Origin of the sequence: Brevibacillus sp. FIR094 (assembly GCF_050477165.1) — a bacterium.
In the GTDB taxonomy this organism is placed as follows: domain Bacteria; phylum Bacillota; class Bacilli; order Brevibacillales; family Brevibacillaceae; genus Brevibacillus.
In genome coordinates, this window is record NZ_JBEAES010000012.1 from 13666 (window position 1) to 29845 (window position 16180).

Consider the following 16180-nt stretch of genomic DNA (forward strand, 5'->3'; position numbering starts at 1 on the left):
AGGAGTCCCTTTTGGGACTTTTATATTTCCGAACAAATCGTTGCGATGTCGCCCTCGCGGAGCATTCCCAATAGCCTAACACAGTCTACAATGAGATTATTAAGTTTAAGTTTCCTCACTATAACAAATGCATCTTTAACCAATCGAGCTGCCTCAGTCTGATTGCCTTTATAAAGATGAAATTTTGCTATCATGAGTCTGACACTTACAGACATTTTCTTGTTGATTGGATCGTTTTTCTCAAACAATAATTTAATAGATTCTGAAAAAATCGAAAGCGTTTCTTCTATTTTGTCATACAATTCTTTACTAGTAAGATATCCCAGCACATAAATCAGATGGTTATAAGCCTCCTCGTGATGATTCCCCATAAGATTTATGAGTTCATGAACCCTCTCACCTTGCCCGGATTGAAGATGAACAACGCAAGAATTTAACTCACTCCAAATTTTAAAAATATCCCCTGGCAACTCACCACATAGTCTGTGTGCATTTAGAGCCTTTTGGAAATCTCCGGTGTTTCGATACGCAAATCCCAAGTAATTCAGGCACTTGGCATATAAAAAAATGTGCCTCTCTATATATGAATCCATTAGTGACTTTGCCTCTTCCCCGTACTTAATCAAGTGGTCCCATTTATCGAGAACATAAAATACAGACATAATGTTGGTATAAGCTTCAAACATCACTTCTTCTGGCAACATTCGTAAATGCTCACCAAGCTTTGTAGCTGCTTCATAGGCGTGATCCATGTCCCGATCTCGTACAACCATAAAGCGACGATAGTAGCTAAGCGCTAGATGTTCTGCCAGACGATTACGCTCGTTATCAATAACCAGGGTGTAGAAGTATTCGGCATCTCTTTGTAGGCCCTTCGCCTCCAGAATCACTCCGGTTGCATAAAAGATGTCGAGATGTTTCCCATCCTCAAGGGCTAGAGACACAATCTCCATTGTATAACGAAAAAAATTCTCTTCTCGTGTATAGCATAAAAACTCTGTAATCCTCTCCAGTTTATCCTTTGGAGCATGCCAACAGTCATACAAATAATCAGGTAAGAAGTAGTCTTTTGGCAAACTTAGATACTCTGTTGTAGCAATGAGTGCCTTTAGGTTAAACGGTCTCGTTCCCATTACCCATCGATCAAAAACATTCGAAGGATAATTGATGGCTTGAGCAATTTGCCTCCTAGATAAACCTCTCTGTTCAATTAATTCTTTTACTCGTTCTGAGACTCTTCGCTTCATAAATGCTAAATTAGTCCTCCTTCTTGCCTTTATATCTATTAGGTAGACACTTTTCCATTTCGTTTACTCTCATTTGCATTTTTTATACAAACATAATTATACATCCATTGAAAAAAAGTATTTTCTCAATCGCTCGACTTTTTATGACATAATTTTTAGTTGTAAGTAAGAATACAAAATAATTAAACAAAATTCGACATCATCCAAAATTTCTTTCACTGCGTTAGCTATATGACACATGTAGTAGATAACAAAAAAAGAGCAGCCTGAGCTCCTCTCACTTTTTTTCAAAATCTAAACCATATACCAATACAAATTTATATATGTATAGTGGCATATTGCTGCCCCAGAAGTTTCCACATTTGTTGTTCCGCATTTAGCGGATGGGATATAATGACAACAAGATAGTATACTATTAGAAAACGCCCAGTTTTCTGTTACCAAGGGCGTTTTTGTATTTTTAGACATCGACAGCTATCACTCATGGAGGGAAATATGGACCGAGTTTGTATGTACCTTCGTAAATCACGTGCTGATTTGGAAGCTGAAGCACGAGGTGAAGGTGAAACCCTTGCCAAGCACAAAAGAGCTCTTTTAAAACTCGCAAAACAGCATGAACTAAATATTATAAAAATTCGTGAAGAAATAGTTTCTGGAGAATCCCTGATTCACCGCCCAGAAATGCTAGAGCTCTTGAAAGAAGTCGAGAGCAAAGCTTATGACGCTGTATTGGTAATGGATATCGACCGTCTTGGTCGCGGAGACAAAGTGGATCAGGGGCTAATAGAACGAGCTTTTCGTGAATCTGGAACCAAGATCATCACGCCCAGGAAAATATACGATCCCAACGATGAATGGGATGAAGAGTACATGGAGTTTGAATCATTCATGGCACGCCGCGAGTTAAAGCTAATCAACAGACGTCTACAGCGAGGTCGTGTGGCCTCTGTCGAAGAAGGAAATTACATCGCTACTCGCCCACCCTATGGTTACCAAATTCATAAGACCGATCGTGAGCGTATCCTAATTCCACATCCCGAACAAGCTCGCATTGTGAAAATGGTCTTTGATTGGTATACACACGAAGTGCCTTCAAGCAGAATGGGGAGCAACAAAATTGCCCACACATTGAATAGTATGGGGTATTACTCATATACCGGAAAAGCCTGGTCTTCCTCATCTGTACTGGCAATCTTGAAAAATGCCGTATATGTCGGTCGACTCCAATGGAAAAAGAAAGAGGAAAAGAAGTCAACAGAGCCTGGTAAACGAAAGGATGTAAGAACAAGACCACGTAGCGAATGGGTAGACGTGCAGGGGAAGCACGAACCCCTAGTGGCGATCGAAACGTTTAAAAAAGCACAGGATATTTTAGGGCGTAAATACCACGTACCGTTCCAATTGGTTAATGGTATTACAAACCCCCTCGCCGGATTAGTAAAGTGTGACATGTGTGGTTCCTCAATGGTTCTTAGACCATACACAAAGCAACAAGCCCATCTAAAGTGTTACAACCAGCTTTGCCAAAACAAAAGTAGTCGCTTTAATTATGTGGAACAGGCTGTCGTTCTTGGGCTTAGAGAATGGCTAAACCAATACAAAGCCGATTGGGAAAAACACGAACAACCCTCACAGAATAATGACATTCTTGAGACCAAACGTCAGACCATCGCTATCTTTGAACGTGAATTAAAGGATCTGGATTCACAAAAAGGTCGGCTCTATGATTTTCTAGAAAGAGGTATTTACGATGAAGATACTTTTTTAGAGCGTTCTAAAAACTTGTCAAATCGAATGGAAGCCCTCCGCTCTGCAATTAACCAAGCAGAACAGGAATTAGAATTGGAATGTAAACGTCAGCAGGCACAGCTTGAAATTATCCCAAAGGTAGAAAATGTACTGGAACTATACGAACAAACGGAAGATGCAGCAAAGAAAAATTCTCTTTTGAAAACCGTAATTGGAAAAGCCGTGTACCGTAAGGAAAAGTGGCAACGTGAAAAAAACTTTGAGCTCACGCTATATCCATTGATTCCACAATAAAAAGACCCTCACAGATAACCTGTGAGGGTTAATTCATTGCCTTCTTTATCCGTCCCGATTGGGTCGTGCAAGGATACGTCTTTTTTGGTTTTTTTCAGGCTTCTTAGATGCATGAGGATCTCAATCTAAATGTCAAAAGGGGTGCGTAGGCAGACTCAGAACGTGTATATCTCCACGCTCTCTTCGAAAATTCTTACTTCCCTTACCACATGTCGGATCAGCTCTTTTTTATCTTCAAACGTTAGCTCATCCTGTGCTTTTGATAAATAATATTCAGCAGCTTCCTGGATCAAGTTGCGGCTATACTCATAATCGACCTGCTGTTTTGTTTGATCCAGCAGCTCGTTTAGACGCTGATTCAGTTTATCTTCCTTCTCCTTCAGTTCTTTCAACTCTTGGCGAATATCTTCTTCACCAATATCTTCTTCGCTAGACGCAAACAATTTAAGCAATCTCTTGCGTCCTGTTTTTGTTTTTTCGAGTTCCTTTTGCAATCGCTCCAATTCCACTTGCTCGAATGAAGTTTCCACTTTATCTTCCGCTGCCACCGCAATCTCGTCTGGATTATTCAACCAGGACGCAACCGTTTCCCAAACCTGATTGTCTAATTGCTCACATCTTACACGGCGACCGCATCCCTTATTTTTTGCACCTGCTGTATTCTTAACGTCGGTATACTCAAATACATGCTGGCTCCAGTTTTTCGCTTTTTTTCCTGACATGGTATTTCCGCAGGATCCGCAACGTACTAGACCACTTAAGAGGTACTCGTTTAAGCTCCGGCCCGCCCATCTTCTTCTGGATTCCTTAAGTAGTCGCTGGGCATGTTCAAATTTTACTTCGTCAATGATGGATGGACAGGGCAAGGATATCCACTCTTCTTTTGGCCGCATTTTCATACGGACTTTCTCATCTGGCTGGCGAAACTGATTACCCAGCATCCCTTCCGTATTCCACTTATTTTGATAAAATCTCCCCACGTACGCCTCATTCATCAGCATCTGTCGTACCACCTGACGATGCCATACACTAGCTCTCCGCTTTGTAGGGACCCCTTTATTGGTTAAATAAACAGCTATCCCGTTTATCCCTTGAACTAGCTCGTTGGGCTGAGTAAACAGATCAAATACAAGTCGCACCACTGCTGCCTCAGCTTTATTTATTACTATCTGTTCCTTCTCAGAATCATAACTGTATCCATATATTTGAAAGTCACGGAGAACGCGGCCTTGTCTTGCCTTTTCTCTTCTTCCACGACTCATTCGTTCATTAATTTTAGCTTTTTCGAATTCTGCAATTGCGCCACGCATGCTGTAAAAGAGCTGTCCTTCTGGGGTCTTGGCGTATTCGCCATTCACGAATACGAGCTCTATCCCGCGCTTATCAAATTCATCTGTAATAAGCAGTTGATTCATTAGCTTACGTGATAAACGGTCTGGGTCAAGACAAACGATCTTCGTAATGACTCCATCCTTAACATCTTGTCTTAGCCTTGAGAGAGCCGGTCGATCTAAGAACTCGCCTGATACATCATCTATGTACTCAGCAACTTCACTCGTTGCTGCCTTCTTCCTGCATTCCCTTAACTGATCGTCGAGGCTGAATCCGCTCTTGGCTTGTTCCTCTGTACTCACCCTGGCATATATTCCGATCATACGGCTTCTCCCTCCTGTATTTTCCTAATAAATACTGGTAACAGGCGGAACGAATACTGTCAGTAGAACTTCCCGGTATAATCTTTACATGCACCGTTCATCCCCTCCTGTCGAGAAGATATGCGCGAACGGCTTGTCAAAAGTAGTGAAGAAACCTGAAAAAACCGTCACCTTAAACCAAGGACGGGTTATCTACTTTTTGAACTCACTTTGAATATTTTCGCTGAATGTTCCTTTGATTTGAATTTATTCCTTTTACTGTTTTGCTTACATCATCGAAATGTAATATATTTCTGAAATGATTTGTTTTATTATCCATATTTAACAATTAAAGTAGGAATATGATGATTTTAACAAAGAGGTTCAACAAGCAATTCTTCAGCTTTGCTCTAATGTTTACTATTTTATTTTCTGGTCAGAACATTGGTCATGCCGAAAAACAATATTCTGATAATTTGATTGAAGTACATCAGGGTGCTAATAGTACCATTCTTCCTACCAGGTATTTACTGCATATCATTACTTACTTCTTGTTTGGACTATTGATTGACTTAGCACTTATATTTAGAAAAAAAACATCAAAATAATTAATAAAACAAAGGAGACATGTCCGAATAACATGCTTCCTTTGTTTTTTATAATGTTCATTTATTTGCAATTACTTGGTTACACTCACGAGGTCCTCTACATTGATCCAATCTATCGCCCAGTCGCTCACCAGCTTGAATCGCTTACGAATCGCGTCTATCTCGAGCACATCTCCCCGAAATCTTCATCGTCAACTTCCGGGCGCTTAATAAGGTCGCGTTCCTCATTATGCTTGAGTAGTTCCGTCCGATACTCCGGTAGCACCATGCGCATTGACGCGAATAAGTTATCGATTTTCTTCGCCACTGTTATCGTCCCTGTCGTTCCCACGATGTAATTACTTCCATGTTGTCCGGCTCCGACCGTTTCCACTCTGATGTACTCTTCGCGTGCCAACACGTCAAGCACGGTTATCACGCCTTCGCGACTTCGCCCGGTCTTTACAAATATTACGTTAATGCTCGGAGGCGTTGGATTCATCGCATAGTAATTTCCTAAAATCCGTAATACCTTGCGCTCAATATCCGCGAGCAAGCGACCCCTCCAAACAGGAACATTTGTTTGTATTGTATACGAACGCAATACGAACGCGCAAACAAAAAATGCCCTCCCCAGATTTTCCGAAAAGGAAGGTATTTACTTCTTTATAACAGAATCATTATCTACTCAAAATTTTCATTCTACGTGCTACAAGAAAAAAATGTTAAGGTGGTGATTTTTGTGCGTTCGCATAAGCAAAACACCGACAATTTTTCATCTTCCGCACATGAGTACACAAAAACTCCTTTCACACAGGCAAAAAGTCATTTGCAATTGCACAGTATACTGGCAAACTCGAAAAAAGTTTTCTCCGAACACTTTCATTCAAATGCAGAAAACCGTAGGAAATCGTGCGACCGAAAAGTTTTTAAAATCACAAATGCTTCCAAATCACCCTATTCAAAGGATCAAAACAGATCGGGCGAAAGTACGAATCGCAAGGAGGCGTTCAATTGCCGTTGCACGTAAGAGCGCTTTTCCTTCATGCTATGAGCCTTATTGAGTACGAACAATCGTTCTTCACTCATCTAATCAACGAATTTTTAGAGGAGATGAAATAACATGGCTACAATCATTGAAGGTTTCGTTCCTTATCAGGGCGAACATTGCGAGACGACGACGATGGGGAATTTGCTTCAATTTGCGGGTGTCCAGCTTTCGGAACCCATGTTATTCGGACTCGGGCAAGGATTGGGATTCATTTATTGGGATTCGAAGGGGATGGACTTTCCTTTTATTGGGGGGAGAGTGAAGCCTGATGAATTGACTGCTTGCTTAGCCACGCGACTCAACTTGACCGTCAGGATACAAGAAACTTCGTCCGTTGACAAAGCTTGGCAGAACGTACAGAGCCTCATTGAACACGGCATTCCGGTTGGACTTAAACTGGACTCTTACTATTTGGATTATTTCACAAACAAAGTGCACTTTGCCGCTCACTATGCGGTGATCTATGGAATGGATGACGAATACGCCTACATGGCGGATACGAAACAGCAGGGCGGACTGGTTAAGACGCGTTTGGATCATTTGGCCATGGCTCGCAATGCCAAGGGGTCTATGAGCTCCCGAAATCGTTCCTTCACGATTGAGTCGGTTGGTGCCCTTTCGCCGCTTGTACCTGCTATTCGAACGTCCTTAACCCAGAATGCTCATGACTATTTGAATCCGCCCATTCGAAATATCGGGAATAAAGGCATTATGAAAATGAGCAGCGAAATTCTGAAGTGGCATGAGCGCAGCAAAAATTTTGAGCATGATCTATGTTTAACTGCGTTGTTAATGGAAAGAGCGGGAACCGGCGGTGCATTGTTTCGAAACCTGTATCGCGATTTTCTCAAAGAATGTACAGATCTGCTTGGAGATCCAAAATTAGAGCAGGCATACTTGATGTTCGCGGAAATCGCTCCAATGTGGGCCAGTATTTCTTCTTTGATCGACCATGCAGGAAGAACGGGAAGTTACCAGGAGCTAAACCAGGTTTCCAAGTTTTTGCTCGAGATTGCGGATAAAGAACGAGCAGCTATGGAATTATTGTTGTAATTCCTTAGGTAGCGTAAGATCGGGCTTATTTGATTTAAGCTTAACGTACGTTTTTTCGCGTTTTGTTGTGGTCCTCTTCTATGGAGAAGATCCAAATTAATTAGCCCAAAATTCGACAATTTGCGCGTCAGATTAAAACCACCTCACTGAACTAACGGGGTTAGATAGTTCAATTAAACAGCGGTGAGTTTAAGACTTTATTATCAGGTCTTAACTCGCCGCTGTTTCAAATATTAGGCTTAGTCTAAAACTTAATTATCAACGAACACCTAGACGAGGGCTTGTTTCATACTGTCTACTTGACAGGGGTAAGACCATTCTCCGAAGGAGGGCTCAACTTGGTTTCATTCTGTTGTTATACGCTTATCCCGAGGATTTTGAGCTAGAGAGTCACTTCCTTGGTATCCATAATGATCAGTGGAAAGGACTCGTCGGCTGGATCAGTTCGGCCGGCATTAACCCGCCGAACAAAATGAGGCATCACTCAGTCGAAAAATCAATTTTTAAGACACCCCTATTACTTAATCAAATTATCTAGCTTCTCTGCTAGTTCTTCGTAATAAGACTAAAGCTCGAAGGAAGGATTGTTTAGGCAGTTCAATTTCCACTTCAATAGAGTTCATCATATGTATGAGTTAAACATTTTGCTCCACCAATCTTGTAATTTAGAATGAAGTAGTCTTTTGCCAGTCTGAGTTCTCTCTGTAATCTATTACACTTTGAATCATCTTTTCAATATCCCTCATGGAAGTATCAGGATCAAGCATTGATAGAGGGTCCTTACCATAACGGTTATAGTCCCGGTCCAGTATTCTGGATGGTGTCTTGCTATGAAAAATGTTTAAAGTTTCAAAAATAGCGGAAAACAACAAGCATATCGAATTTTTCTAAGAAAGGTGAGAGCAGATGTTCTTTCGAAATTTGAAGTTGTATTACAAAATCTTTACGCTTATTGTCCTAGCATTAATGATGTTGATCGCTGTCGGAGGGATTGGGTACATTTCCACAAGAGATGTGGTAGAAAGTTCGGAAACGTTGTATAACGAAAACTTTTATGCTGTCGAGTCGATCAGCAAGATCAGCACCAATATGCAGACCAATGCCTCTTATTTTATGGAACTAATGGTTACCACAGACCAGAAAAGGAATAAAGAATTAAAAGACAATATTGAACAAATGAAAAATGATAATGCAAAAGTAATAGCCGATCTGGACAACATCACTTTCGATCAGAAGAAAAGCGAGCTGTTCAAGAAATTCAAGGGATTGTATGCCGCTTACGTTACTGAACGAAATAAAACAATAGAACTTGCTACAACCAACAGGAACGTGGAAGCGTATCAGTATTACCTAACAAATGTCCGCGCTGTGCAGCAAGAGACCTTCGATGTGATGAAGGAATTCTCCGACTACATGGCCGATGATACAAGGAAGGTCAATGCAAAAAACAAGCAAAATGCCGAAACTGAAGCTACTTTCATGCTTGTTGCTGTCATCGTGTTTGTTATTCTACTTGCGGTAATCGGTGTTGTCATTAGCAATATGATTACAAAACCGGTAAAAAAAATACAGGAACTGATGAGCCGGGCCCAAGCTGGCGACCTAACCGTATTCGGAGAATATCAATCCAATGACGAAATTGGGACACTTACCAAAGATTTCAATCAAATGATCGCTGGACTGCGTACCGTTGTCAGCAAGATTAACGACAATGCCCTTTCCTTGGCAGGGAGCTCGGAAGAGTTGGCAGCTAGCGCGGAACAAACAGCGGAAGCCACTACTGTCATTACAACTGCGATTCAGGAAGTAGCCAATGGCGCGGAGCAACAGCTTCACGGGTCAGAGGAGAGTGCACGATCCGTGGAAGAAATGGCAGTAGGCATCCAAAAAGTTGCTGAATCAGCCTATACGGTGTCTGTCTCCTCCACAGAGGCTTCGGAGGAAGCGATACAAGGGAATACTTCGATTCGAGAAGCTATCGAGCAGATGGACTCAATCAAGGAGGCTGTAGATACCTCAACCAATGTCATAAAATTTTTGGGTGAACGCTCTGAAGAGATTGTCAAAATCGTAGATGTGATTACCGACATCGCCTCTCAGACCAATTTATTGGCGTTAAACGCAGCGATTGAAGCTGCCAGAGCGGGAGAGAATGGAAGAGGTTTTGCTGTTGTGGCTGATGAAGTAAGAAAGCTTGCTGAACAATCGGAGGAATCAGCAAAACAGATTGCACACTTAGTTCACGAGATTCAAAACAATACGAACCATGCCGTAGGCACGATGAGTAAAGTAAACCAAAATGTTCAATCTGGAATCAGTGTCGTCCACGAGGCAGGTGAATCGTTCCAGAAAATAGTAAACAAAATCCAGCACGTCACCGATCAAATTCAAGAGGTATCAGCTTTGGCAGAAGAGATGTCAGCCAGTTCCGAAGAGATCTCTGCTACTGTTTCTGAGTTTGAGCGGATATCCAAAGAAACAGCTGGGAACTCACAGTTGGTTGCCGCTTCCTCTGAGGAGCAGTTGGCTACAATGGAGGAAATTTCAGCTTCAACACAATCTCTAAATATACTGGCACAGGAGCTTCAGGAAATTACAGGTACATTTAAGGTAGCATAACGATAAGAATGGAAATCCTCGCATCTGCACAGATAGCGAGGATTTTTCGATGCTGATCTATTTTTGATCTCACTCGTTTTTTTAAGACAAATTGTCAAGCCACGTGCGAAAAAGCTTATATAATGGCAAGGTAGTGGCCTGTCTTGCGATCAGTGGGATGTCACTCGCCTTGCTTTCCCCATATCTTCATTTTAGAAGGTGTGCAAATAAAAATACGTGTCCGAATGATTTGACATACAAGCGTCAAATCAACTTTTGCCTGCCTAAACTTAACGCAAAACAGCTTTTCTTCTCCATCGATCCACCACATGTGCTCGCACACAATTTCACGTCCTCGCACCAATACATTTTTACATAAATTGTAAATAATGGTATATTCTATTTATAATATTTTGACTGGGGGTGATACATATGAAAAAGTTGCTTGCTGTTGTTTTCACTGTAATGATTGTAGCTTCTGTTCCGGTTGCTGCTTCCGCTTCCCCGTGGGGCTGGGGGGTTTGCCCTCCGTGGATTCATCTTTGCAGTAGAGGATAATTGCTATTTTCATAGTGAACGAGGACGATCATGCTCTCGTTTTCTTACAAGAAAATGTCCAAGTCGTGTGTTGTGTTATCCATTTCGAAGTAACGTCTTCACCATCCGTATCCTCTACAAAACTATAAATATCTATTAATTCACTTTACTAAAAACCGTTTTTATATTGACATTTATTGTAAATAAAACCATATTATTAGGGTGGACTAACAATGCAAAAACAAGATTTGTTTGATTTAGATGTACAGGTGAAATTCGTAAATCAAGTACAAGATGGCTTTCCATTGTCTGAGTATGGTTGTACTGGTATATGCCCAACTTATTGGCAATGCCCAAATTTTACCTACAACGGCTATTGCTAAGAAAATTATAAGTTTTTTAAAATATTAACTCACTGGCGACAGTGGGTTTTTGTTTTGTCTTAAGTAGGTAATTGAGCCATTTTCCTCAATTACCGTTGTGATAAATCAGTTCTCATCGTGAAGAGTGTTCAGCAGCTCGATTTTTTCTGCTTTGGTCATCGTTCTTTCCTCCATAACTATTTTGATAAATAAAGGTTTCTAATTCGTAAAAGATGAATTAACCTAAAAATTGAAATGCGATCACGTTATTTTTGGAGGACTTATGGAAAAGAAGATTAGTATTGTAATTGGTTTTCTTGTCGGAATTGTTTTAGTCAACTGGGACATAGACTATTTTTCCCTTTAAGAACTAGGAGTTATTCCATATTAGATACAATTGATTTGCCGGATAACATTACTTTTTGATGCCTGGAAAGCTATTCGTTCGAGCTGAAAATTTACATAGTACACATTTTGTAAAACCAGATCCCCTCTTGCTTCAAAACACTAAGGCACAGTAAGATTTAGGAAAAACAATTGGGAGTGGAAAAATGGTCACTTGTTACTTGAAATATGTTATTGATCCATATCAGGTCGATGTTTTTGAAGAGTACGCTAAAATGTGGATTCCTCTCGTCAATAAGTTTGGTGGACACCATCATGGTTATTTTCTACCTCATGAAGGAGCTAATAATATCGCCTACGCGCTATTCAGCTTCCCAAGCTTGGCTGAATACGAAGAGTACCGTAGGAAAATCCCTCTAGATGAAGAGTGCCAGAAAGCCTTTGCCCTCGCAGATAAAACAAAATGCATTATCAACTACGAAAGAAGCTTCCTACGCCCAGTACTTGAATAAATAGCTATCCAGTTGCCCATCTTTCGAGGATGGGTTTTTCCATGATCGTTGACATATTGATCAGTTTGTTAAAGGAGCCCCTAGTTATGAAGACCAGTCACGATCTTTTTCAGAGGCACCCCTTCATGTATCAACGTGTAGCCAATACTTTCTTCGATAATGTCGTGCGATCGTTCTGACAGCTCAAAACCGAAGATTTCCTGAACAAGTTGATACAAATTTGAATTCTGTTCCGCTCCTTTGCGGTATGCTTCAACGGCATTGTGATACTTTTGCAGGCGCTCTACTGTGTCGTCGTCAATCCAATCGCCTTCCTCCACTGTCATAGACTTACTAATATGTTGCACTATCGCATTTAGCGCATTCTCACTGCTTTCCAACTGTATCAGTGCATTGTATTCAAGCGTGACAGTTGCTCTGCTCAAGTCTGTCAACATCCTCATCACCTTCTCACAATTAATGATGTGTTAAGTCGTTTTCGTTGCATGGTATCGTATCCATTGTTCCCGTGCGACAAGTCAGCTTTTAATTGCTTAAACCATTCCTTGTCCTTCGTCAGCAAGGATAAATCGATCATTGGACATGTCCTCTGACATTCCCAAAATGAAACCAGTGAGTGTTCTACCAGTTTTGACATATGCATGAACCCAATCAGACTCTTTCAACCAAATCACCCCATTAACAAATCGTGTGATGTGATATTAGAAACCACAGTGCCTTTTTCACCTAAATTTAGTTAAAAATCTTTAGGAGGGCACATAATGTTATGGTTTTGGACGATTTGTCTAATAGTCATACTTTTAGTGGGAGCTACAACAGCAATTATATTTAGAAAGAACGCTGGCATATTTGTAGTTACCATCTTCATCACAGTTGGATTAAGCGTAATTATTGGTCTTGTCCCCTTAGAAAACGAGATGTCGGAAAGAAATATTAACATGATACAAAATATGTTGTATCTAATGGAGGTAAGGTACTAGACATCAGTTTGATTCATAAATCAAAGAATTCTAAAACATATCAAGTTAACTATGAATTGAACGGTGAAAAATACACTACTAGTTACCGACTACGTAATGCAGTAAATGCATCCGATACGGACATTGAAGAGGTCCACCCAGCCGATTAACTTTGTAACTATTAATAAAAAAAATAATTCGGAGCAGACTACTAAAATCAACCAACCTATATGGAGATGACTCTACTTATGGCCAACAACAATAGCAACAGCTCTGGTAACAGTAACAGCGGTGGTAATAGCAACAGCCCCGGTAATAACAACAGCCCCGGTAATAACAACAGCCCTGGTAATAACAACAGCCCTGGTAATAACAACAGCCCTGGTAATAACAATAGTGGCGGTAACAGTCCAGATTCCGGTCATTGGCATAACCCAAACACTAATAGTCAAGGACCCAATCAGCATAACCCTGATTTACCGGATACAAGTAACACCACCCACACTAACCCTAAACCTGATCAATAATTTGTTGTATTCTTAATCATTTTTAGCCGTTCATTACAGGAACGGCTATTTGTGTTTCTACTTAATAACTATTATGCTAAAAACTGTTTTCGATGTGGTAGAATGCCGATATACCTTTACCGGAGTGATTTATTAATGATTCAGAAACATGAGGTTATGGATTTATTCTTATCCGCCTGTCCCTCCTACGAAGAACGATGGGTCCGATACATTAGTGAATTATACGAAGATGGTGAAGAGCATCTACTTTACGTTGATCTTGGAGATTTCGCTCATCACGTAGTGGACCTGTATCAACTGAGCTACCTTGAGGAGTTCTCTAATCTATTTGAAGTCGTGGAGCATCTCCATATAAATGGTGACAGTTATGTGAAGGAGGCTGCTACTATTGGCTTTCTTGAGGCATTGCAAAATGTGTCCTCAAATTCTAATTTAGATCCCATACTATTCGTCCGTTTTTTAAAACCTGTTTCATTAAATTGGTGGGATGCATTGAATCGATTTTGGTCTGGGAGAAGCAATATTGTTGATGTGGAAGACTAATTTCACTAATTACACATTGTGTATCCATCCGTGATATCCCCGGCAACGAAAAGATTGTCTGTTGCCCGAATTGCTCCGCCGCAACAGGATTGATCCAAACCACTTTCGTTCTCGCCTTCCCCCGGCCCGCATAGCCACGAACTTCTTCCCGTCTCCAAGCGTAAATGAACACTTCTGGAAATCGGTATCGTTCAATCACCTTAAGCGCGTGCTGATTCTCAATTTGGACAGCCTTCGCTTGCTAAGTCCTTATCAAGAAGCGCCCCGCTCGTTCCAGTTTATTTCATTGTTTCTAGTTTTGATTGAGCTTTGTACTATCCTGATGCTTTCTTTTTCTTACACATGCTTAGGCAAAATTCTGAAAAGTCTGTATACAAATATCCATCTCCATGTGTTACTATTTAAATTGAAAGTTAAATTCATCCATAAATAGGAGGTAATTAGGAATGCTCAAGAAACTTCTTCAAAAGATAGGTAGTAAACCCCTAGCTAGATGTACTCCTCCCTGCCTTTGGTTTCCACCCTACACTAAATGCATGTGTCCTGACTAAGTGAGATATTACAAAAGAGGCCATCCCAAAGACCATGAAAATGGTAGAGGGGTGGTCTTTTTTTCGTCTATTTCGTTCATGTCTTTTTATCTAATCGAGCTGATTGTTTACCATAATTGAGCTTGTCGTGTCTGTCTCGGTTTTCCCTGTCCAAAGCCTTGAATTCCCCCATCGTTTTTGCTTTTCGCCTCTGTTTTCGATACTCCAAAACTCGCCCGATAGTAATGCTTTTAAGGTTTTCTGACATTTCACGTTTCATTTAGACGGCCTTCACTTAACGAGGCCGTGGCAAAAACATATTAGGGTCAAAGCATCCTCCATTTTCAGCCAGCCTGCAATCGTCACAATAGTGATCGATGTTGCCTTGCCATACGAAATCTTCACATCTGTCACGCTGCTTGACCATTTTTTCCTTTTTCATTGACTCATCCATACAAGGCCTCTCGTTTATCAAATCGTTTGTTGTGTTCCCATTTCGAAGTATTTTCTGCCCTTGATCACCTTCAATCAGCAAATCATCAGTATCTACGTTGTCATATTCGTTGTCTCCGCTAACTTGTGTTACAAAAGGTAAGTGTTGAAGATGTTGGCGTTATTCATAGAATTGACGATTTACGTCGGGTGCCTGCTTACACAAGATTCCTTTCTGTGGAACCGTTAATCGGTCCCATTGATAACCTGAATCTTGATGGCATTCATTGGGTAATTGTTGGAGGAGAATCTGGACCCGGTGCTCGTCCGATGAAGGAAGAGTCGGGGCGGCGTACAAAAACACCGTCATGGTAGGATAATAGATGGTCAGACATACGACGAATACCCAAATCATCTGGTAACAGTTTAAAGGGACCTTTATGGTTCTCTTTTCATTACACTGCTGCCCAACGGCTCACCTTATGACTTTAATATCTCATTCTCAATACAACGCGCAGCATACGTAGCAAGCTTGGTGCCCTTATCCACCTGATAACTCTCGATTGCTTTGATCAATCCAATGGTACCGATGGAAATCAGATCTTCACTGTCCTCACCCGTGTTCTCGAATTTCTTCACAATATGCGCCACCAAACGCAAATTGTGCTCAATCAGCTTGTTGCGGGCGTAAGGGTCGCCTTTGGCCATGAGTCGGAGGTACTTTTCTTCTTCGGTGTCCTGAAGCGGTTGTGGGAAGGCATTGTTCTTGACATAAGCCACGAAAACAAGAAGTTCTTTAAAAACAAGGGAAAGCGCCGCGATAATGCTGGACATGGCTGCCACCTCCACGTCTGGAATAGCTTACTTCTATCCTTATGTGGGCGGTTGCCTATGCGTGCCTGTACGCAGGGAGTTGTTGTCGATTAATTCACTGTTGCTTGTATGGTAAAGGATTGTTTCGAATAAATGAGATATTTTGGTAAAATGAACAAAACGAATGCTTGGAGTGATCACCCTTGGTAGAATTTGGTGCCGTATCGATCGAATGGGGTACTGTGCTCTTTCAACTCGTCATGTTATTACTGCCTTTAGCACTAGTCATTGTTTGCTGCTTGTTCATCGTAAAACGCACGTCAACCAAGCAAAAAGCCATCGACGAGCTGGAAAAACGCGTCACAGCACTCGAGCAAGAAATAAAGCGTCCGAAATCATAACGGACG

The 16180-nt window shown here is 41.1% G+C and carries 14 protein-coding genes; 9 read left to right on the forward strand and 5 right to left on the reverse strand.

Translation table 11 applies throughout. From position 1 onward, the window contains the following. Nucleotides 1-20 precede the first annotated feature (20 nt). Nucleotides 21-1247 carry a helix-turn-helix domain-containing protein gene (locus ACQ5DJ_RS12545; protein WP_429842775.1) on the reverse strand — a complete coding sequence of 409 codons (1227 nt, stop codon included), beginning with the start codon at nucleotides 1245-1247 and terminating at the stop codon, nucleotides 21-23. 495 nt (nucleotides 1248-1742) lie between these two features. On the opposite strand from ACQ5DJ_RS12545, the gene ACQ5DJ_RS12550 reads away from it, so the two are divergent. Continuing rightward, nucleotides 1743-3290: a recombinase family protein gene (locus ACQ5DJ_RS12550; protein ID WP_429842776.1), complete on the forward strand. Its 1548-nt coding sequence runs from the start codon at nucleotides 1743-1745 to the stop codon at nucleotides 3288-3290. A 155-nt stretch (nucleotides 3291-3445) separates the two neighbouring features. Here the strand turns inward: ACQ5DJ_RS12550 and ACQ5DJ_RS12555 are convergent, their stop codons facing one another. Together ACQ5DJ_RS12555 and ACQ5DJ_RS12560 are read right to left on the reverse strand one after the other, a co-directional pair. Next, the gene (locus tag ACQ5DJ_RS12555) at nucleotides 3446-4945 is read right to left on the reverse strand and encodes a recombinase family protein (protein WP_429842777.1); all 1500 of its coding nucleotides are present in this window, start codon (nucleotides 4943-4945) and stop codon (nucleotides 3446-3448) included. Between the two features lie 744 nt (nucleotides 4946-5689). Further along, complete coding sequence (locus tag ACQ5DJ_RS12560; RefSeq protein WP_429842778.1) at nucleotides 5690-6067, reverse strand: hypothetical protein; 378 nt, start codon at nucleotides 6065-6067, stop codon at nucleotides 5690-5692. Between the two features lie 567 nt (nucleotides 6068-6634). Between ACQ5DJ_RS12560 and ACQ5DJ_RS12565 the strand changes: the two genes are divergently transcribed. The 4 genes from ACQ5DJ_RS12565 to ACQ5DJ_RS12580 all read left to right on the forward strand — a co-directional run bounded on the left by ACQ5DJ_RS12565 (nucleotide 6635) and on the right by ACQ5DJ_RS12580 (nucleotide 11969). After that, on the forward strand, nucleotides 6635-7615 hold the full coding sequence (locus ACQ5DJ_RS12565) for a BtrH N-terminal domain-containing protein (protein ID WP_429842779.1): 981 nt from the start codon (nucleotides 6635-6637) through the stop codon (nucleotides 7613-7615). A 906-nt stretch (nucleotides 7616-8521) separates the two neighbouring features. Then, complete coding sequence (locus ACQ5DJ_RS12570) at nucleotides 8522-10234, forward strand: methyl-accepting chemotaxis protein (protein ID WP_429842780.1); 1713 nt, start codon at nucleotides 8522-8524, stop codon at nucleotides 10232-10234. Between the two features lie 411 nt (nucleotides 10235-10645). Further along, a complete protein-coding gene (locus tag ACQ5DJ_RS12575) occupies nucleotides 10646-10771 on the forward strand; it encodes a hypothetical protein (protein ID WP_429842781.1) in 126 nt (41 codons plus the stop codon). Nucleotides 10772-11663: 892 nt separating this feature from the next. Further along, the gene (locus ACQ5DJ_RS12580) at nucleotides 11664-11969 is read left to right on the forward strand and encodes an NIPSNAP family protein (RefSeq protein WP_429842782.1); all 306 of its coding nucleotides are present in this window, start codon (nucleotides 11664-11666) and stop codon (nucleotides 11967-11969) included. Nucleotides 11970-12049: 80 nt separating this feature from the next. Here the strand turns inward: ACQ5DJ_RS12580 and ACQ5DJ_RS12585 are convergent, their stop codons facing one another. Beyond that, on the reverse strand, nucleotides 12050-12406 hold the full coding sequence (locus tag ACQ5DJ_RS12585) for a hypothetical protein (protein WP_429842783.1): 357 nt from the start codon (nucleotides 12404-12406) through the stop codon (nucleotides 12050-12052). 770 nt (nucleotides 12407-13176) lie between these two features. Here ACQ5DJ_RS12585 and ACQ5DJ_RS12590 point away from each other — a divergent pair. From ACQ5DJ_RS12590 to ACQ5DJ_RS12600, 3 genes are all read left to right on the forward strand, one after another. After that, nucleotides 13177-13455 carry a hypothetical protein gene (locus ACQ5DJ_RS12590; protein ID WP_429842784.1) on the forward strand — a complete coding sequence of 93 codons (279 nt, stop codon included), beginning with the start codon at nucleotides 13177-13179 and terminating at the stop codon, nucleotides 13453-13455. Nucleotides 13456-13590: 135 nt separating this feature from the next. Then, complete coding sequence (locus ACQ5DJ_RS12595) at nucleotides 13591-13998, forward strand: DUF7674 family protein (RefSeq protein WP_429842785.1); 408 nt, start codon at nucleotides 13591-13593, stop codon at nucleotides 13996-13998. Between the two features lie 1172 nt (nucleotides 13999-15170). Beyond that, entirely contained in the window at nucleotides 15171-15335 is a 165-nt protein-coding gene (locus ACQ5DJ_RS12600; RefSeq protein ID WP_429842786.1) for a DUF5131 family protein, read from the forward strand. A gap of 105 nt (nucleotides 15336-15440) precedes the next feature. Here the strand turns inward: ACQ5DJ_RS12600 and ACQ5DJ_RS12605 are convergent, their stop codons facing one another. Beyond that, the gene (locus ACQ5DJ_RS12605) at nucleotides 15441-15794 is read right to left on the reverse strand and encodes a sigma-70 family RNA polymerase sigma factor (protein ID WP_429842787.1); all 354 of its coding nucleotides are present in this window, start codon (nucleotides 15792-15794) and stop codon (nucleotides 15441-15443) included. Nucleotides 15795-15976: 182 nt separating this feature from the next. On the opposite strand from ACQ5DJ_RS12605, the gene ACQ5DJ_RS12610 reads away from it, so the two are divergent. Next, complete coding sequence (locus ACQ5DJ_RS12610; protein WP_429842788.1) at nucleotides 15977-16174, forward strand: hypothetical protein; 198 nt, start codon at nucleotides 15977-15979, stop codon at nucleotides 16172-16174. Nucleotides 16175-16180: the final 6 nt, after the last annotated feature.